Origin of the sequence: Citricoccus sp. K5, from assembly GCF_902506195.1 — a bacterium.
In the GTDB taxonomy this organism is placed as follows: domain Bacteria; phylum Actinomycetota; class Actinomycetes; order Actinomycetales; family Micrococcaceae; genus Citricoccus.
Genome location: NZ_LR732817.1, coordinates 2257084 through 2275108, shown reverse-complemented (window position 1 = coordinate 2275108; position 18025 = coordinate 2257084). Strand labels below are relative to the sequence as shown.

Below are 18025 nucleotides of genomic sequence, written 5' to 3'. Positions count from 1 at the left end.
CGTGAGCCAGGAACGCCCGGCTGAGGAGGATCCGGCTGGGCCGGACCCCGCCGGAGAAGTGTCCCCGATCGGCAAGTGGATGGTCTTCCTCCTGTGCGCGGCGGCCACCGTGGTGTTGGTGGCACTGGTCTGTTTCGCCATCAGCCTGCCGACCTGTGAGCATCCGCCGAACTCCTGGGCCCCGTGCATCGGACCGTGACATCGCTCCGGTGTCTCCAGGTCAAGCACCAGTGAAGCCTTGACCCTGTTCCCAGAACACAGTGTGACCTGACGGTATAGCCCATCGTCAACACTGAGGAACAGCCCCATGCGCAGCCAGATGCCTCCACCGTCACGTCAATCTTCATCCCGGCCATCATCACGACGGCGGCCGCGCGCCGCCGGCGCGATGCTCGCGGTCCTGGCCCTCGCCGGCACGTTGGCGGCCTGCGCCCCGGGAGGTGAACCGCAGCCCCCGGGGGAGCCGTCGCCCACGGATTCCTCGACGGCCGGACTCGAGGAGTTCTACGGCCAGGAACTGGCGTGGGAGGCGTGTGACGACTATGCGACCACCACCATCGAGCAGGAGGTCTACGAGGTGGTGGAGGGCTCCGAGTGCGCGCGGATGGCGGTCCCGCTGGACTATGAGAACCCGGAGGGCGAGGAAGCCTCCGTGGCCGTGCTGAGGGTCCCTGCACGGGGCGAGTCCCAGGGGCCGCTGGTCATCAACCCGGGTGGCCCAGGCGGGTCCGGGTTGATGGGTGCGGTGAGCGCTGCGGCAGGCATGGCGGAGAGTCCCGTCACGGAGAAGTTTGACATGGTCGGCTTCGATCCCCGCGGCGTCGGCGCCACCACTCCGACGATCGACTGCTATTCGGATGCCGAGGCGGACACGGGGGCGGTGGCGCTGGGTTCCCAAGGCACCACGGTGCAGTTCACGGAGGAGGACACCCGAGCGCTGATGGAGCGGTGCGCCGAGGGCTCCGGGGGCATGGAAGCCCTCACGCATGTGGGTACCCGGGACACCGCTCGGGACATGGACGTGCTGCGAGAGGTCCTGGGCCAGGAGAAGCTCACCTACCTCGGGCAGAGCTACGGCACCCGCCTCGGGGCCGTCTATGCCGAGCAGTTCCCCGAGCGGGTCCGGGCCATGATCCTGGACAGTGCCGGGGATCCCACGGAGGGCACCCTCGAGCGGCGGACCAATGCCTATGCCGGCTTCCAGGAGGCCTTCGACAGTCTGGCGGAGGCTTGCGCAGCGGAGCCCGATTGCCCGCTGGGTGACGATCCGGCCCAGGCAACGGAGAGGTTCCAGGAGATCATGCAACCGCTGCGGGAGAACCCGGTACCCGCACAGGACGTCGAGCTGACCTTTGACGCTGCGGTCGGTGGGATGATCGCTGGCCTGTACTCGCCACAGAACTGGGAGGACATCATCACCGGGATCCGGGAGGTCGAGCAGGGCCGCGGGGACACCCTGTTGCAGCTGGGCTACGCGTTCAGCCTGCGTGATCCGGAGGGCGGCTGGACCAACCAGAATGAGGCGAACCACGCCATCAACTGCATGGACGAGGAGCGCCTGAGCACGGAGGAAGGGGCTCAGCTGCGGCAGCAGACCTATGAGCAGGCCCCGTTCATGGATCCGGGAGTGGACGTCAGCGACGGCGCCCGCGAGGGCTGCGAGCACTGGCCGGCTGAGCCGACCCTCGGCTTCCCCCATGCCCAGGACATCGAGGGCCTGCCGGAGACCCTGGTGGTGGCCCTCACGCAGGATCCGACCACCCCGTATGCGGGTTCGGAGGCCATGGCCGCCTCGCTCGGCAGTTCCCTGCTGACGGTGGAGGGGCAGGGGCACACGATTGTGGCCACGGGCCTCAACGACTGCGTGAACCAGGTCGCGGCGGACTACCTGATCGACCTGAAGACTCCCGAGGAGGGGGCGAGCTGTACCCTGTGATCTCGGGGGTGAGCGGTGTGTGGAGCACGCGGGAAGTGGCAGAGCTGGCCGGGACCACGGTCAACGCCGTGCGCTTCTACCACCGGTCCGGCCTGCTGGAGGAACCCGAGCGCAGGTCCAACGGCTACAAGCAGTACCGGGTTCGCCACCTGGTGCGGTTGCTGCGGATCCGCCGCCTGCGGGACCTGGGGGTGCCCCTGTCCCGGATCGGGGCCGTCGATGCGGAGGGTGACGAGGCGCTGGAGGCGCTGCAGGTGCTGGACGCCGAGCTGCAGGAGACCATCCAGAGGCTGCAAAGAGCCCGGGCGGAGGTGGCCGCGATCCTCGAGCATCGCGCTCCGGCCGGCGTCCCGGCAGGCTTTGAGACGGTGGCGCCCCTGATGTCCGAGGCAGACAGGTCCATCGTGTCGATCTACGGGCAGCTGTATGACGAGCAGGCCATGGCGGACGTGCAGCGCATGATCGCCCGGGACACGGACGGGGAATCCCGTGCCATGGATCAGGAGTTCGCCGACCTGCCGGAGGACGCCGACGAGGCCTGCCGGCAGGGGCTGGCCGAACGTCTGGCCCCGGCGCTGGCCACGCACCTGACCGACTATCCGTGGCTGACCGACCCCCGGCCCCATCTGTCCCGGGGGCAGTCGGTCACGGATCGCACCATCACCGAGGCCATGGCCGAGCTCTACACCCCGGCGCAGCGGGATGTGCTCCGCCGCGTCCTGCTCACCGTTCGCGCCCACCACGCCCAGAACGACGCCGACCCGCAGCCTGGTCAGTGAGACCGGCGGCGGGTCGGGCGCGGGGTGAGCGGGGAGTCAGGCGGTGGGTCAGTTCTCCGTCCGCGGCGGCACGGCGCCACCGCTGCGGTTCGCGGCCAGCAGGTCGCGGATCTCGGTGAGGAGGACGACGTCGTCGGAGATCTCCACGGCGTCCGGGTCGATGCCGAGCTTGCGGTTGCGCATCTCGATCATCTTGTTCATGGGCATCACGATGACGAAGTAGACGGCGGCGGCGATGAGCAGGAAGTTGACGAGGGCGGTCAGCAGCACCCCGAACCGGATGTCGTTGCCGTTGAGGGTGACCACGGCGAATGAGTCGAAGTTCGGCGACTTGACCAGGCCGGAGATGAACGGCATCAGCACCGAATCAACCAATGCGGTGATGACAGCGCCGAAGGCGGAACCGATGACGACGGCAACGGCCAAATCGATGACGTTGCCCTTCATGATGAAGTCTTTGAATCCCTGGAGCATGGCCTCAACGTAATCCGACCGGGCCCCGGCGGTCGCCAGGTTGGGGGTGACACGCCGGGGACATCGGTCTTCCTACGGCAGAGACGTGCTGGTCAGGGCCATCACCACCGGTGCGCCACGTCCACGATGAGGCGTGATCCGGTGCCCGGACCGTCGAGGATGAAGGCTCGGAAGGGCAACCGTGCCCGGACGCCCAGCCCGAAGGTGGTCTGGCCCTCGAAGCTGCCGGCATAGGCCACCTGGCGGAAGGTGCTGTACCCGCTGACGTTCTTCGCGTTTGTCCAACTGGCAGGAGCGTAGGTGGGCTGGCCCGAGGTGTTGTAGGCGGGGGATTTGACGATGATCCTCAGGTCCGCGGCGCCGGCGAGTGGGACATACTGGCCCGAGCCCTCCCGGTGGACAGAGGCGTAGCGGACGTCATAGCCCTTGACCTTATACCTGAGGTCAATCACCATCCGGTCGTAGCAGGTGTGCCTGCCGGTGCGCACAGCCGTGATCTGCGCACCACTATGCGTCCCGGCGGCATCGGTGGTGGAACCCCACGTGATGCCGCAGTACGGGGCTGCGGCCGCAGGGGGTGGGGCGGCCGCACTCATGCCCGTGGCGAGTCCCACGGCGAGGACGAAGGTCCCGAGGGTTGCAAGTGGTTTCTTCATGGCCGTGCCTTCTTCCCGGGGCACCGCAGCTGCGGCGCCAAGTGGAAGAATTGTGCGCCGGCTGGCGGTGGAGGGACAGCCCGGCCAGGCTCCCAATGCATTGCGATTCGGCGCCCAAATCCACCGGCCGGCCGGCCGTTGGCTACGGTTCGGTCAAGGGGCGGAATCGGGTCCGTAGTCCGGGGCCGGATCGAAGCCCCAGGCTGTCTCCAGCACCCCACCAGAACGCACGACGCCGGCCGCGGACTCGGCGCCCACGTACCGCAGGTGCCACGGCTCGGGGGAGTACCCGGTCACGTCCTCGGCGCCGTCCGGGTAGCGGATGATCCACCCGTGTTCGGCGGCGTGCTCGGATACCCACGCGCCTTCCGGGGTGTCCCCGAAGCACTGCTCGAGCGTGCAGGCACCGTCCACGGCACCGACGTCCATCGCCAGGCCGGTCTGGTGTTCCGAGAAGCCGGGGCGCGCGGAGATCCGGTCCGCCTCGGCCTGCCCGTACCGCTCCACCCAGCCGCCGTAGGTGCCCTGCTGGTAGCCGTAGGAGCGGTAGGCGCTGACCAGGGTCAGGTCCACGCCCTCCGCGGCGGCCGCGGCGAACAGGTCCTCGGCCGCGCTGGCCGCCTCGTCCCGGAGTTCCATCGAAGCCTTCGACGCCGGCACTTCCGGAATGCGCAGATCCTCCGGAGCGTAGTCGGCCGGGTCCAGGGGGTTGCGCTTGTTGACCATCACCTGGATGGAGGCGGGGGAGACATGGTCCAGCGTTGACTCGCCGGGCACCGCGCTGGCCGTGGATTCCTTCGGTGAGGTGGACGGCGTGACGGGCGTCGGGGTGGCCGGCGGTGAGGACGGTGTGACAGGGCTGGACATGATGGGCGGCGACGCGGACACCGACGGGGAAGCCGTCGCGCTCTCCGTGGCACGGCTCGGGAAGCTGTCCGTAGCGGATCCGATCGGCGGCTCGTCCGTTGTTGAACAACCGGTCAGCAGCAGAGCCAGGACACCGAGAGTGAGGAGAGGGCGGGCGCCGCGCACGTTCAGACCTTCCGGAGGAGCACGCGGGTGACGGCGTGGCCCACGTCCTTCGTCATCACGAGCTTGGCACGGCCGCGGGTGGGCAGCACGTTCTGGGTGAGGTTGGGCCCGTTGATACGGTCCCAGATGTCCGAGGAGGTGGCGATCGCCTCGGCGTCGGACAGGGTGGCGTAGCGGTGGAAGTAACTCTTGGGGTCCGCGAACGCCCCGGAGCGCAGGCGCATGAACCGTTCGGTGTACCACTGCCGGATGGCGGGGGTCTTGGCGTCCACGTAGATGGAGTAGTCGAAGAAGTCGGAGACGCTCAGGCCCGCGGTGCCGTCGGATCGCACGCGGGGCGGGGCGAGCACGTTGAGTCCCTCGATGATGAGCACGTCCGGACGGTGCACCACCACTTCCTCGTGCGGAAGGATGTCATAGGTGAGGTGGGAGTACATGGGGGCCCGGACCTCCGGGGCACCCGACTTGATGTCCGCCACGAAGCGCATGAGCCGGCGTCGGTCGTAGGACTCCGGGAATCCCTTGCGCTGCATGAGGCCGCGGCGTTCCAGCTCGGCGTTGGGGTAGAGGAAGCCGTCCGTGGTGAGCAGCTCCACGCGGGGGGTATTGGGCCAGCGGCGCAGCATCTCCTGGAGCACGCGGGCCGTGGTGGATTTCCCGACGGCGACGGAACCGGCCACGCCGATCACGAAGGGTGTGCGCCGGGTGGATTCACCCAGGAACTCGTTGGACGCCCGCCGCAGATGGGCGGCCGCATCCACCTGGATGCTCAGCAGCCGGGAGAGCGGCAGGTAGACCTCGGCGACCTCACGCAGGGAGAGGTGCTCGCCGATGCCCCGCAGCCGGTCGATGTCCGACTGGTCGAAGGGCTGTTCCATCTCATTGGCCAGCCGAGCCCAGGTGTCCCGCTCCAGCTCGATGAAGGGGGAGTAGTGGTTCTCGGAGTCGGCGGGCTCCGGTGGGGAGCCTGCCCAACTGGCGGGGCCGGTCGGGGTCACAGGCGTGGCCTGCGGGAGTCCGGAGCCAGCGGCGTCGGGTGGATTCACCCACCCATTATCCATCCTGAGCGGGGCGAACCGTGTCCTGGGTCATGGCGCGCCCCGGCCGATGCTCCCTTGAGAGAGCCGGCCAGGGCCGAGCAGGAGCCCTACCGGTCATTGGCCAACAGTGCCAAGTCGAAGGCACGGTCCAATTCCTCACGGCTAAGTAGGCCGCTCTCCTGGGCGACGTCGAGGATGCTCCGATGCTCCAGCAGGGCGGCCTTGGCCAGTTCGGCCGCTTTCCCATACCCCAGATGAGGCGCCAGGCCGGTCACCATGCTGACCGACTCGTGCATGCGTGCGGCCAAGGCGGGCCTGTTCGGTTCAATGCCCTCGACGCACCGAATCCGCAGTTGGCGGCAGGCGCTGGTCAGGAGCGCAACAGATTCGAACAACTCGTGGACCATGATCGGCTCGAAGGCGTTGAGCTGCAGTTGCCCCGCTTCCACGGCCATCGTCACGGCAGCGTCGGCGCCGACCACGCGGAAGGCGACCTGGTTGACCACCTCGGGAATCACCGGATTGACTTTGCCGGGCATGATCGAGGAACCGGCCTGCACGGCTGGCAGGGTGATCTCACCGAAGCCGCCCTGGGGTCCGGAGGACAGTAGCCGAAGATCGTTGCAGATCTTAGAGAGTTTGACCGCCGCACGCTTGAGCATGCCGGAGATCAGGATGAAGACGCCGGCGTCGGACGTGGCTTCCATTAGATTCTCAGCGGAGACCAAAGGAAGTCCACTGATCTGTCGCAGCTCACTGACCACCAGCTGGCGGTAGTCCGGGGAGGCGGTAATGCCGGTGCCGATGGCGGTCGCCCCGAGGTTGGTCTCGAGCAGGTACTCCCGGAACTCTCCGAGCCGGGCGTGGTCTTCCCGCAAGGTGGCCGCAAAGGCCCGGAACTCCTGGCCGAGAGTCATCGGCACAGCATCCTGCAGCTGGGTACGTCCGACCTTGTAGATCCCCTTGAACTCATCGGCCCGGCGGTCGAAGGCCTCACTGAGGAGCCGGTGCTCGGCCAGGAGACTCTGGATCTCTACCGCCAACGCCATCTTCGCCGCCGTCGGATACACGTCGTTGGTGGACTGGCTGCGGTTGACGTGGTCGATTGGATGGAGCACCGCGTAGTCGCCCTTGGTGCGGCCGAGGATCTCCAATGCCCTGTTGGCGATGACCTCGTTCGCGTTCATGTTCGTGCTGGTTCCGGCACCGCCCTGGATGAGGTCGACGATAAACTGGTCGTCGTGCAGGCCGTCCATCACCTCCCCGGCGGCCGCACGGATCGCCTGTGCCACCGTGGCGGGAAGCAGGTCCAGCTCCTCGTTCGCGGTGGCTGCGGCGTGCTTGACAGCTCCCAGGGCCCAGACCATCGAGCGCAGCGTGCCGACGCCTCGCCCAGTCATGGGGAAGTTCTCCACCGCCCGCAGCGTGGAGATTCCCCAGTAGGCGTCCCGGGGCACCTCCCGGACGCCCAGGCTGTCGCGTTCGGTTCGGGTGGTCTGCCCGGAGTCGTCCGGCATCTGGTGCTCCATGCTCATGACCGTCCTGATTCAGCGATGTAGTCGATCGCAGTGAGGGCCAAGGCGGTGGCACCGTCCGTGATGGCCCGGTTGGCGGCCTCGCCCACGCAGTGGGCCGCGAACTCCGGCTGGTGGTTCGAGGCCGGGAAGCATCCCAGGCCGATGTAGGGGTGGATGGCCGGCACCACCTGGGACACGTTGCCCATGTCCGTGGAGGCGCGGTTCATGGTCGCCTGCTCCGGCGGGGCGTCGAAGGTCCTGCCGAGAGCGCGGGCGTGCTTCACGTATAGTTCGAGCGCGCGCTCGTCTGTGCGAAACTCCGAATAGGGTTCGGACTCGGGCGAGATGCTCAGCTCGGCGCCCGTGGCCAGGGCGCCTGCCTCGAAGCAGCGCTCCACCCGCTCCTGCAGCTCCTGCAGGTCGTCCAGGGTCTCTGCGCGGACATACCAGCGGCCCTCGGTGGTCTCGGGGATCGCGTTGGGGGCCTCGCCACCGCGCGTCTGCAGCCCGTGCACCCGGGTTCCGGTCGGCAATTGCTGCCGCAGCAGACCGAGCGAGACCTGCGCGATGATGAAGGCGTCGTTGGCGTTGATGCCCCGGTGCGGGTAAGCCGCAGCATGGGCCGACTTCCCGCGATAGCTGATGTGGGAATGCGAGACCGCGTAAGGCCGGGCCTCTGCGGAGTCCACGGGGCTGGGATGGGCCATCATGGCCAGGGCCAGGCCGGCGAAGGCTCCCTTCTTGAGCAGCTCGATCTTGCCGCCGCCGCCCTCTTCGGCCGGTGTGCCATAGACCTCGACGGTCAGGTCGCGTTCCTCGGCCACCTCGGCCAGCGCGATGGCCGCGCCGACCGAGGTCGCGGTGATGATGTTGTGTCCGCAGGCATGCCCCAGGCCGGGTAACGCGTCGTATTCGGCCATCAGGCCGATGCGATGGCGGCCGTTCCCTGCCACGGCGCGGATCGCCGTCGGGAAGTCGAGGTAGTTCCGGGTGACCTCGAAGCCGGACGCGGCCAGGGCGGTCGCTGTCCACGCGGCCGCCTGATGTTCCTGCCACCCGAGCTCAGGGTTGGCGTGCAGCCGTTCGGACAGGGCGATTAGCTGCGGCGCCTCATCGCGGACCCGGGCACGGACGCGGGACTCCGCAGAATCGCGGGACTCGGCGGTGTCAGCGGTCGTCACCGGGCACCCCGTATCCGATGGAGGCTGCCGGGTCCAGGCCGCGGACCACATAGTCCTCCCGTTGCGGCAACCAGACCTCGAGCAGTCGGCCGAGTTCGCCGACCGGGTCCTCGTGCCAGTCCACGCGCAGGTCGGTGTCCCGCCAACCGTGGCCAGAAACCACGGAGAGGCCGGCCGAGCGGACGGGTCCCTCTTCGCCGCCGGCGTCCACTCCGGCCACGAGCCCGGCCAGCAACCGGGTCTCCAGCTCCCCGCTGGTGCGGGCGAACGCCTCGCAGGCGGCCTGCGGGATGTCCTCGTTCGCCAGCATGTTGCCGGCGCTGACGCAGCCGGCCCCGGAAGCTGCGGCATGGGTGCCCAAAGTGTGGGTGCCGCTGTGCACGGCGGCGCGGCCGGCGGCATCCAGGACCACGAGCTGGCGGTACTCCCGGGTAGATTCTCCGGTCACCAGGGATTCCATCGCCTCGCTGGCCGGATGGCCCTCCTCGAGCAGGGTGAGCAGGGCGTCGCCGAGCCGGGGATCGGTGATGTTCTGCGAGCTCACGGCCCCCACCCCGTCGCGCAGGTGGATGCACCGCGCTGCCACGGCGGGGGAGGAGGAGGAGACGGCCATACCAAACCGGCCGGACCCATCGGTGCCGGCGATGGAGAAGGTCACTTGGAGCCCTCCTCGGACAGTACGGCGGTGGCGTCGATCTCCACGAGCCACTCCGGGCGGGCCAGCGCTTGGACCACGATCCCGGTGGAGACGGGGAAGACCCCCTTGAGGTAGGTGCCCATGGTCCGGTAGACGGTCTCGCGGTAGCGGACATCCGTGAGGTACACGGTCACTTTGACGATGTCCTCCATCTCGCCGCCGGCCTCCTCCAGAAGCATCTTGATGTTGTCCATGGCCTTGACCGTCTGGGCCTCGACGTCCCCGACGCCCACGGACTCGCGGGTGTCCAGGTCCTGCCCGATCTGGCCCCGCAGATAGACCACACCTCCGGCCACCACCGCCTGGCAGAGGTCGTTGTCGAGGTTCTGTTCCGGGTAGGTGTCCTTGGTGTTGAACGGACGGATGCGCGTGTACTTCATGGGTGTGCTCTCCTGGTGGACTCAAGCGGTGATGGGGTGCGGACAGTGTGGTCAGGCGCCGACGCTGGCCGAGACCGGCCGCGCGGCAGCATCCCCCGCGGTGGGTGGTACAGAGGGGCGGTAGGCGCTGTAGTCACGCTGGATGGCGATGTGGTCGGCGAGGTACTTGGCGTCATGCCAGACGCCCCAGATGAAGCTGGAGCCGCGGCGGGACTGCCAGGGCAGCCCCAGGAAGTACACCCCGGGCTCTGCCGAGACGCCGCGCTGATGCACTGGCTTGCCGTTCTCATCGAAGGCATCCGCGTGCAACCAGCCGTAGTCCACGGAGAACCCGGTGGCCCAGACGATCGAGTTGACGCCAGCGGCCGCCAGGTCGAGTTCTCGCAGAGGATGCTCAACGCAGTCAGGGCTGGCCCCGAGGTGGCGGGCCTCCGGCTCCTCGGGCATGTCCAGGCCGTTGCGTGCGATGTACTCGTCGGCCTCGTCGAGCAGGGCCAGGTAGTTCGCGTCGCCACGGGCGATGTTCTCCACGAGGTCTGCACCGAAGTGCATGACGCCGTCCTGGAACGAGTTGGCCCGGCCCACGAGGGTGATGCCACTGTGGGCCAGGTCGCGGAAGTCCACCGTGTGCCCGCCGCGGGCGCCACTGACGGCGATCGTGACGTGCTCGGCGCCCTGCGGCGGCGCGGAGGCCTCCCACTTGTTCAGCACGCCCAGCCACCACACGAAGTCGCGGCCGCGGTAGCTACGCGGGGGCCGGTCATGGGGCCCCACGGCCAGGTAGGTCTGCCGTCCGGCGTCCTGGAGTTCGGCCGCGATCTGCACGCCGGAGGAACCGGCGCCGACCACCAGCACACCGCCCTCGGACAGCTGCCCGGGGTTGCGGTAGGAACTCGAATGCATCTGTGTGAGGCCGGAACCCTCCGGGACCACGGCGGGGATGACGGGTTTCTGGAAGGGACCGGTGGCTGCCACCACGTAGCGGGCCTGCATGGTGCCGATGGACGTCTCTGCTGTGAACCCCGGCCGGCCCTCGTTCTTGCGGACTGCCGTGACTTCCACGCCGGTGCGGATCGGTGCGTCGAAGCGCTCCGCATAGGCGGCCAAGTAGTCGGCCACCTGCTCCTTGGTGGCGAAACCGTCCGGTCCGACGTCCGCGAACTCCATGCCCGGGAAGCGATCGTGCCAGGCCGGACCATTGGCGACCAGGGAGTCCCACCGCTCCGTCCGCCACCGTTCGGCGATGCGGTGGCGTTCCAGGACGAGGTGGGGGACACCCCGGCCGGTCAGATGTTCGCTCATGGCCACGCCGGCCTGGCCGGCCCCCACGATGAGTACCTCGGTGTCTTGGGTCGACATGCATACCTCCGGTTGACTGACCCCACCGAGTGATGAGGACCACGGTTTTCGCTGCTGAGTGGTACTCAGTCTCCGGAGGGCTCAGGTCGATATCAAATACTCGTAAGTGAGGATCTGCATCGGAAAATCAGATCCAATGACGCGCACTGCATCGTTCACGGGGATCCGCTGCCATGACCGATCAGCCGAGGATCGAGCGGCATGCCTCGATGAAGACCTGACCCTTACGGGACAGCGTCTCGTCGGCGCGATGTGCCACACCGATCTGCAAGTACGAGCGCACGCCATCGATGGGCAGCCGCACGATGCGGCCGCCGTCGTTGGTGAGGTCATGAGCGGGGCGCTGGTTCAGGATGGTGTATCCGTGGCCGCGAGCCACCATGGAGCGCACCACCTCGAAGCTCTCGAACCTCTCGTGGACCCGGGGCTGCAGGTGTGCGTCCTGGAAGATCGACAGGAAGTAGTTGGCGCTTTTGCCCATGTTCAGCAGGATGAGTGGTTCGTCAGCGAGCTCTTCGAGCGACACCGTGGAGCGGCCGGCCAGATGGCTGCCTTCCCCCACGGCCGCATATACCGGCGCTTCGCTGAGCCGTTCGAAGTCGATGCTGCGGCCGTAGTCGAAGCTGTAGGTCAGTGCCACTTCCAGTTCCCGGCGGAGGAGGAGCTGCTCCACCTGGTCGCCGGTGACTTCACGGAGCCGGACGTCGAGTGCCGGGTGGGCCGAGGTCAGGCCCTCGTAGACCGTGGGCAGCCAGAAGGGGGCCAGGGTGGTGAAGCATCCGGCTGCCAGCTGCCCCGTGAGTCGCTCGGGACTGAGGGAATGGACCGCATCGTCAACGGATCGGAGGATGGTCTGTGCGGCCGCATAGAACGTGGTGCCCTGCTCGGTCAGGACCACTCCGCGCGAGCGTTGGCGGACGAACAGCTTGTGGCCGAGGGTGGTCTCCAGGTGCGCGATGGCCGTGGAGATCGCCGACTGCGCGACGAACATCTCGGCGGCGGTTTCCGTCATGGAGCCGAGCTCCGCAACGCGCACGAAGTACCTCACTTGGTTGAGTGTGAGGTCGGACGGAGCATTCGCCATGGCCACGAGCATAGCTACCCGAGGTTTCGGTTTTAGTGAGGTGCCTCTCGAAAGATATCGATGGTAGTGACACCACTCACAGACTTAGCCTGATTGCCAAGCTTCTGGGCACTACCCACCCGATCAAGGGAGAACACCATGTCCCGCACTTCCGAAGCCGACCGCCAGGTCGCCAAGACAGGACTCAAACGCAACGTCGTCGCCGGGGCCATCGGCGTCCTGGTCCACTGGTTCGACTGGGCGATCTACGCCTATCTGGCGACCACGATCGCGGTCATCTTCTTCCCCTCTCAGGACGGGGCAGCGGGTCTGCTGTCGGTCTTCGCGGTCTTCGCCGTCGCCTTCTTCGTGAGACCCATCGGGTCCCTCATCTTCGGCCACCTCGGGGACCGGTACGGGCGCAAGAAGACCCTGTCGATCGTGATCGTCACCATGGCCGCCGGCACTCTCCTGCTAGGTCTGATCCCCTCCTATGACTCAATCGGCATTCTCGCCCCGATTCTGCTGGTGGTGGCCCGCGTCATCCAGGGGATCGCGGCCGGCGGCGAGTTCGGCTCGGCTGCAGCCTTCCTGGCCGAGTACGCACCCACCAAACGGCGCGGTCTGGGCGTCTCGTGGCTGGAGTTCGGCTCCGTCCTCGGATTCCTGCTGGCATCCCTGGTGGTCGCGGGCCTCCATTTCTGGCTGGACCCGGCGGAGGTCCTCGCCTGGGGCTGGCGCATTCCTTTCCTGCTGACGGTGCCGCTCGCCCTGGTGGGCCTCTACATTCGCCTCAAGATCGAGGACACCCCGGAATATCAGGCCTTGCAGGAGCTGGATACCGTGTCATCCGCTCCCATCCGGGAGGTCTTCAGCCACAACAGCAAGCAGTTCTTCCAGACCATTGGCATCGAGATCTTCATGAACTGCACGTTCTACGTGGTGCTGGTCTACCTGATCACCTACCAGGAACAATTGGTCGGGATGCCCAACGACCAGGCAGCCGTCTTGTCCGCCGTCGCCTCGTTGACGGCCATCGCGATCATCCCGCTGTCCGGCATCGTCTCCGACCGAGTCGGCCGGAAGCCCGTCCTCGTGGCCGCCGGCATCCTGCTAATCCTGGGTTCCTACCCGCTCTTCATGCTGATGAACCAGGGTTCGGTGCTGGCCGGCTTCTTCTCCACCTTCGGGCTGGCCGCCATCCTGGCTCTCATTCTGGGCACCCATGCTGTGACGGTCGCCGAGCTCTTCCCCACGCGCACGCGTCAGAGCGGTCTCTCTATGGCGTACAGCATCGCCGGGGCGTTCTTCGCCGGCACGCTGCCCTACATCAACACCTGGCTGATCGATCTCACGGGGAACAACATGGTGCCGGCCTTCACCCTGATGGTCGTCGGATTGATCGGCCTAGTGACCCTGTACACCATGCCCGAGACCCGCGGGGTGGACCTGCTGCATGATTCTGACCGAGCTCCGGCGGGAGTTTCCTCGAAGGACTCGGAGGAGGCGAAGCCGGACACCGCCCGGGCCTAGCCTGCCCCTACGCTGGATACGGGCCCCTGAACCCGGCTGTTGACGCCTCGTCGACGGCCGGGTCGGTCCATGTCCAGACGTCCACCTCCTGACCGAGGAGCCGGGAATGACCATCACCTTCAGGCAACTGGAGCACTTTGCGGCGGTCGCTGAACTCGGCACGGTCACGGCCGCTGCCCAGCAACTCCATCTCTCTCAGTCCGCGGTGTCCACGGCCGTCTCCGATCTGGAGAAGGCGCTGAAAGTCCAACTGTTCATCCGGCAGGCGCGGGGACTGGTGCTGACCCGGGACGGCCAGTCGCTCCTGGCGCATGCCCGGCAGCTGTTGAGGGATGTGGACAACCTTGAACGCAATGCCGGGCGGCTGGGTCAGGAACTCACAGGGACCTTGCACATCGGCTGCTATGCCACCATCGCCCCGGTCCTTATGCCTCGCCTCGTGGCCGAGTTCGCGGAATCCCACCCGGCCATCGACATTCGGTTCTCCGAGGGATCCCGCAGCGACCTGCTACGTCAGCTGATGAAGGGCGAATGTGACGTGGCGGTGATGTATGACTACCGGTTCGGTGACCAGCTGACGGAGGTGGGCAACGTGGTGCCTTTGGGATCCGTTCGGCCCTATGCACTGCTTCCTGCAGAACACCACCGGGCCACGGCGGGGGAGGTCTCCTTGGCGGATCTGGCTCAGGAACCATTCATTCTTTTCGATCTCGAACCCGCCGGTGAGTATTTCCTGTCCCTGTTCTCGGCCGCTGGACTGACCCCCACAGTCCGGTTCCGCACCGCCAGCTTCGAGGTGTTGCGGGGGCTGGTCGCTCAGGGGCTGGGGTGCTCGTTGCTCAGCCAGAGGGCCAGGCACATGGCCAGCCTGGAAGGACTCGATTATGCCGCCGTGGAACTGGATGGCCACCCCGAGGCACTGGACATCGTGGCGGTCACGCCGGGACATCGGAATCATAGCCAACGGGTCCAGCTTTTCCTGCGCCAGGCCGCAGAAGTCCTGTCCACCAGCCCGAGGTACTACCCTGCGGGCGAACGGTAGCCAAGGCTCCGAGCTGCCATGTCCTCTGTCGCCCTCGAAGATCGCGCTCAGTGCCTTCCCTGCCGGTAGGATCGGCCCTTGTGAGAGAAAAATTGGTCGGAACGTCGAAGCTTCAATGGGCGGCACTGGTGCTCCTGGTGATGGCCATTGTGGCTTTGCTGGTGGTCTTGTTCACCCAGCAGAAGGACTACCGCACCGACGCTGAGGCTGCGCTCGAGAGCAATGTCTCCGCCCCCGCTCAGGAGACCCCGGCGGAGACCGTCGAGCCCTCGGCAAGCCCCTCTGCCAGCCCCACGGCGTCCGAGGAGGCCCCTGAGGATCCGGTAGACGCCGTCACCGCAGCCGCCCAGGCCGTGGTCAACCGGGGTGATGACTCCGTCATCAACGTGCTCGGGGACTCCACGTCCAACACCAGCAACGAATGGGTGTACCGCTGGGCCGAGGAGCTCGGCGCCGAGGCCTCCGTGGCGGTCCATACCTGGAACCCCGAGACGGGAACCTGGTACGTGGAGCCGCGCACCTTCGGCGGGGGCGATCGGGCCATCACCATCTGGAACGGCTCCGCCACCGAGGGCAACCCCGGCTTCCCGCTGGAGTTGGACGGCATGATCGAGCCCGAGGCGGACCTGACGATCCTCAACTACGGGCACTTCGGCGAGCCCGACTTCGTGGACTCCGCCCTGAACGAGCTGCTCGGGACCCTGGACGCCGGGGGCGAGGACGCCGCCCCCGTGGTGCTGACCGCACAGAACCCGGCATTGGCCACCTGGATCGGCTACGCCGATACCAACCGGGACGCCATGCGTGCCGCGGCCGAGGAGCGCGGGCTGCCGGTGATCGACGTGTTCGCCGCCTTCGAAGAGGCCGGCGACTGGGAATCCCTGCTGGCGGACGAGGTCAACCCGAACGAGGACGGCCACCAAGTGTGGGCTGATGCAGTCAGGACCTTCTTCGCCGACTAACCCATGGGGGCTGGTCATCCCTTGCAGGGCGGCCTTCGGACGCGTAGGCAGGGACCATGGACACTCCCCGCAATGACTCGAATCAGCTCAACCAGATCAATCAGCACGAGTTGCAGGACTACCTCAATCACCACCTGCTGGGTGCTAAGAGCGGCATCCGCCTGTTCCAGGCCGCCGCGGACACATGGGATGGCACCGAGTATGAGCAGGAATTCCGCGATCTGTCTGGGGAGGTCACTGAGGAGAAGGAAGAACTCGAGCAGCTGATCGATCGGCTCGGACTGCGGCAGTCGATCGTGGAGAACGCCCTGGGCCTGGCCGCTGGAGTGGCCGGCCGGCTGAATCCCGTGAACATCACCCGGTCGAAGTCCGAGGGCATGACGCAGGTCGAGATGGACATCCTGCAGAGCGCCTTGCAGGGCAAGGCCGGCATGTATGCCGTGCTGGCCAAGCTGGCGGAGCGCTTTCCGGACGCCGGCCTGGACGGACAGCGGATGAAGGACCTCTACCAGCAGGCACAGGACCAGCAGGCCAGGGTCCGACGCATCAGCGACGCCACGATGGATACCCGCTTCGTCGCCCACTGAGCGAGCGGTCGCCGACCGACCCGGGAATCAAGGCACCAGTCGACGTCGAGACACGCCGCGCGGATCAACAGTTATCGCGGCCGTGATGGGGGGAGGGGGAGGGTGGCCAGGTGGTAGCTCAGGGTCTTGCCGTGCCCGTCCAGGGTGGCGCTGCCGGTGACGCCGCCGCCCAGCACGCCGGCGAGCCGGAACACGAAGGCCCGGAGAACTGTCTGCTCCAGGCGCCGCACCTGCCCCGGACTGCATTGGAAGTGGGCGGCCACCCGTTCCTCGGTCGCCTCCTCCCGCAGCACCGCGTATGCCTCCTCGTCCCGGGGGAAGACCGCCAGGATCAGGGCGTCGCCCTTGTCGCCGGCGCGGACGGTGGCCAGGTCGTCGAGGATCATCATGCCTCCAGCATCGTGGTGGTGTAGGGGGCCAGGTCGCGGTCCAACAGGCAGGACCGCACGCTGACCTGCTCGGTGACGGATCCACGGGCGCCGCCACCGCCGGCCGGCCCGTTCGTGTACAGGCTCTCGACCTCCCACGGCACCGCCGCGGCCTGCTGCTCCTCGTCCACGCGGGCGCTGACCCGCAGCCGCACCTCGGGCAGGGCCTTGGACAGGGCCTCGGGAACAGCGGCCAGGCCGCGGAACGCCGCACCGGTCCCGATGTATTCGAGCTCCACCGCTTCCTCGGGCAGCCCATGGACCCGGTGCAGTCGTGCCCGGGCGACCTCGCCGGCCAGCCGTGCCCGTTCCAGCGCGCGCGGGCCGGCGTAGGAGATCTGCCCCTCGCCCAGCCATCCGCCCCGGTAGCCGAGGGTCACCTTCAGCTGTGAGGGCCGGGTACGCCCCGTGGCCCCGGTGGCGCGCACCGCATCCGGCCCGGCCGTGGTGAAGGCGACCCGGGAGAAGTCCGCCACCACATCCGGCGTCAGGTACGCGCCCGGATCGTCCACCTCGTACAGCAGTTGCTCCGCGCAGGTCTGCGGGGTGAGCAGGCCACCGGTGCCGGGCAGCTTCTGGAACAGCGCCTCGCCCTGGGCATCCACATCGGCGAAGGGGAAGCCGAGCCGGTCCAGGCCAGGGACCGGCTTGGTGTCCGGATCGGCGAAGTACCCGCCGGTCAACTGCCCGGCGCACTCGAGCAGGTGCCCCACCAACGTGCCGCGTCCCAGCAATTCCACGTCCTCGGGAGACCAGCCGTGCTCGTGCATCAGCGGACCGAGGTACAGGGCCGGGTCGGAGACGCGGCCGGTGATCACGACGTCGGCGCCCTCACCCAGGGCGTCCGCGATCCCCTCAGCGCCCAGATAGGCGTTGGCGGAGACGGCGGCGTCCAGGTCCAGGGGCTCGCCGGTCTCGGCGTCCACGGGGCGGGTGCTACGCACGGCCTCCAGGACGTCGTCACCGGTCAGCACGGCCACCCTCAGCCCGGTCAGGCCCAGGTCCCGGGCGAGCTCGACGACGGCCCGGCCGGCCGCGAGGGGTTCGGCGGCGCCGCTGTTGGTGATGATGCGGGTCCCGGCGGTGCGGCAGGCGGGCAGCACGGCGCGCATCCGCGCCAGCAGCCGCGGGTCGTAGCCGCTGCCGGGACTGCTGAGCCGCCGGGCGTGGGCGGCGGCGATGGTCCGTTCGCCGAGGCACTCGAAGACGAGGTAGTCCAGCCCGCCCCGTTCGGCGAGGTCCAGGGCCGGATCGATCCGGTCCCCGGCGAAGCCCGCGCCCGCTCCGAGCCGGACGGTGGGGGAGCGGTCCAGAGTCATGGTGGGGTCCTTCTCGAGCGATGCTTTGGCGTTCGGGGGG

At 67.8% G+C, this 18025-nt stretch carries 19 protein-coding genes; 7 read left to right on the top strand and 12 right to left on the bottom strand.

All coding sequences use genetic code 11. The features are described from left to right. The first annotated feature begins 1 nt into the window (after nucleotide 1). The 3 genes from BOSE125_RS10130 (at nucleotide 2) to BOSE125_RS10120 (ending at nucleotide 2715) form a co-directional block, all read left to right on the top strand. Nucleotides 2-199, top strand: a complete 198-nt coding sequence (locus BOSE125_RS10130) for a hypothetical protein (RefSeq protein ID WP_159552252.1) — start codon at nucleotides 2-4, stop codon at nucleotides 197-199. A 108-nt stretch (nucleotides 200-307) separates the two neighbouring features. Beyond that, the gene (locus BOSE125_RS10125) at nucleotides 308-1936 is read left to right on the top strand and encodes an alpha/beta hydrolase (protein WP_201301176.1); all 1629 of its coding nucleotides are present in this window, start codon (nucleotides 308-310) and stop codon (nucleotides 1934-1936) included. 35 nt (nucleotides 1937-1971) lie between these two features. Beyond that, nucleotides 1972-2715, top strand: coding sequence for a MerR family transcriptional regulator (locus BOSE125_RS10120; protein ID WP_236557915.1), 744 nt, complete (start codon nucleotides 1972-1974; stop codon nucleotides 2713-2715). 48 nt (nucleotides 2716-2763) lie between these two features. Here the strand turns inward: BOSE125_RS10120 and mscL are convergent, their stop codons facing one another. The 10 genes from mscL to BOSE125_RS10070 form a co-directional block, all read right to left on the bottom strand. Continuing rightward, on the bottom strand, nucleotides 2764-3189 hold the full coding sequence (gene mscL, locus BOSE125_RS10115) for a large conductance mechanosensitive channel protein MscL (RefSeq protein ID WP_159552250.1): 426 nt from the start codon (nucleotides 3187-3189) through the stop codon (nucleotides 2764-2766). A 101-nt stretch (nucleotides 3190-3290) separates the two neighbouring features. Next, complete coding sequence (locus tag BOSE125_RS10110) at nucleotides 3291-3845, bottom strand: hypothetical protein (RefSeq protein ID WP_159552248.1); 555 nt, start codon at nucleotides 3843-3845, stop codon at nucleotides 3291-3293. A gap of 153 nt (nucleotides 3846-3998) precedes the next feature. Next, on the bottom strand, nucleotides 3999-4712 hold the full coding sequence (locus tag BOSE125_RS10105; protein ID WP_159552246.1) for a M15 family metallopeptidase: 714 nt from the start codon (nucleotides 4710-4712) through the stop codon (nucleotides 3999-4001). Nucleotides 4713-4879: 167 nt separating this feature from the next. Next, nucleotides 4880-5875, bottom strand: a complete 996-nt coding sequence (gene coaA, locus BOSE125_RS10100) for a type I pantothenate kinase (protein WP_371300775.1) — start codon at nucleotides 5873-5875, stop codon at nucleotides 4880-4882. A 149-nt stretch (nucleotides 5876-6024) separates the two neighbouring features. Further along, nucleotides 6025-7452, bottom strand: coding sequence for an aspartate ammonia-lyase (locus tag BOSE125_RS10095; protein ID WP_371300586.1), 1428 nt, complete (start codon nucleotides 7450-7452; stop codon nucleotides 6025-6027). Beyond that, nucleotides 7449-8666 (bottom strand): M20 family metallopeptidase, encoded by a 1218-nt coding sequence (locus BOSE125_RS10090; RefSeq protein WP_159552242.1) that lies wholly within the window; start codon nucleotides 8664-8666, stop codon nucleotides 7449-7451. Before BOSE125_RS10090 ends, BOSE125_RS10095 begins: the two co-directional genes overlap by 4 nt. Continuing rightward, nucleotides 8602-9273: a DUF1028 domain-containing protein gene (locus BOSE125_RS10085; protein ID WP_159552240.1), complete on the bottom strand. Its 672-nt coding sequence runs from the start codon at nucleotides 9271-9273 to the stop codon at nucleotides 8602-8604. Before BOSE125_RS10085 ends, BOSE125_RS10090 begins: the two co-directional genes overlap by 65 nt. After that, nucleotides 9270-9692: a RidA family protein gene (locus tag BOSE125_RS10080; RefSeq protein WP_159552238.1), complete on the bottom strand. Its 423-nt coding sequence runs from the start codon at nucleotides 9690-9692 to the stop codon at nucleotides 9270-9272. Before BOSE125_RS10080 ends, BOSE125_RS10085 begins: the two co-directional genes overlap by 4 nt. Before the next feature lie 51 nt (nucleotides 9693-9743). Then, complete coding sequence (locus BOSE125_RS10075; protein ID WP_159552236.1) at nucleotides 9744-11051, bottom strand: NAD(P)/FAD-dependent oxidoreductase; 1308 nt, start codon at nucleotides 11049-11051, stop codon at nucleotides 9744-9746. Between the two features lie 181 nt (nucleotides 11052-11232). Next, on the bottom strand, nucleotides 11233-12099 hold the full coding sequence (locus BOSE125_RS10070) for a LysR family transcriptional regulator (protein ID WP_201301175.1): 867 nt from the start codon (nucleotides 12097-12099) through the stop codon (nucleotides 11233-11235). 174 nt (nucleotides 12100-12273) lie between these two features. Between BOSE125_RS10070 and BOSE125_RS10065 the strand changes: the two genes are divergently transcribed. From BOSE125_RS10065 to BOSE125_RS10050, 4 genes are all read left to right on the top strand, one after another. Next, nucleotides 12274-13647 (top strand): MFS transporter, encoded by a 1374-nt coding sequence (locus BOSE125_RS10065; RefSeq protein ID WP_159552232.1) that lies wholly within the window; start codon nucleotides 12274-12276, stop codon nucleotides 13645-13647. A gap of 106 nt (nucleotides 13648-13753) precedes the next feature. Beyond that, on the top strand, nucleotides 13754-14689 hold the full coding sequence (locus BOSE125_RS10060) for a LysR family transcriptional regulator (RefSeq protein WP_159552230.1): 936 nt from the start codon (nucleotides 13754-13756) through the stop codon (nucleotides 14687-14689). Between the two features lie 140 nt (nucleotides 14690-14829). Then, nucleotides 14830-15651 carry an SGNH/GDSL hydrolase family protein gene (locus tag BOSE125_RS10055; RefSeq protein ID WP_159552228.1) on the top strand — a complete coding sequence of 274 codons (822 nt, stop codon included), beginning with the start codon at nucleotides 14830-14832 and terminating at the stop codon, nucleotides 15649-15651. A gap of 56 nt (nucleotides 15652-15707) precedes the next feature. Then, nucleotides 15708-16238 (top strand): hypothetical protein, encoded by a 531-nt coding sequence (locus tag BOSE125_RS10050; RefSeq protein WP_159552226.1) that lies wholly within the window; start codon nucleotides 15708-15710, stop codon nucleotides 16236-16238. Nucleotides 16239-16309: 71 nt separating this feature from the next. Here the strand turns inward: BOSE125_RS10050 and BOSE125_RS10045 are convergent, their stop codons facing one another. Further along, the gene (locus tag BOSE125_RS10045; protein WP_159552224.1) at nucleotides 16310-16627 is read right to left on the bottom strand and encodes a hypothetical protein; all 318 of its coding nucleotides are present in this window, start codon (nucleotides 16625-16627) and stop codon (nucleotides 16310-16312) included. Next, nucleotides 16624-17985, bottom strand: a complete 1362-nt coding sequence (locus BOSE125_RS10040) for an acyclic terpene utilization AtuA family protein (RefSeq protein ID WP_159552222.1) — start codon at nucleotides 17983-17985, stop codon at nucleotides 16624-16626. Before BOSE125_RS10040 ends, BOSE125_RS10045 begins: the two co-directional genes overlap by 4 nt. Nucleotides 17986-18025: the final 40 nt, after the last annotated feature.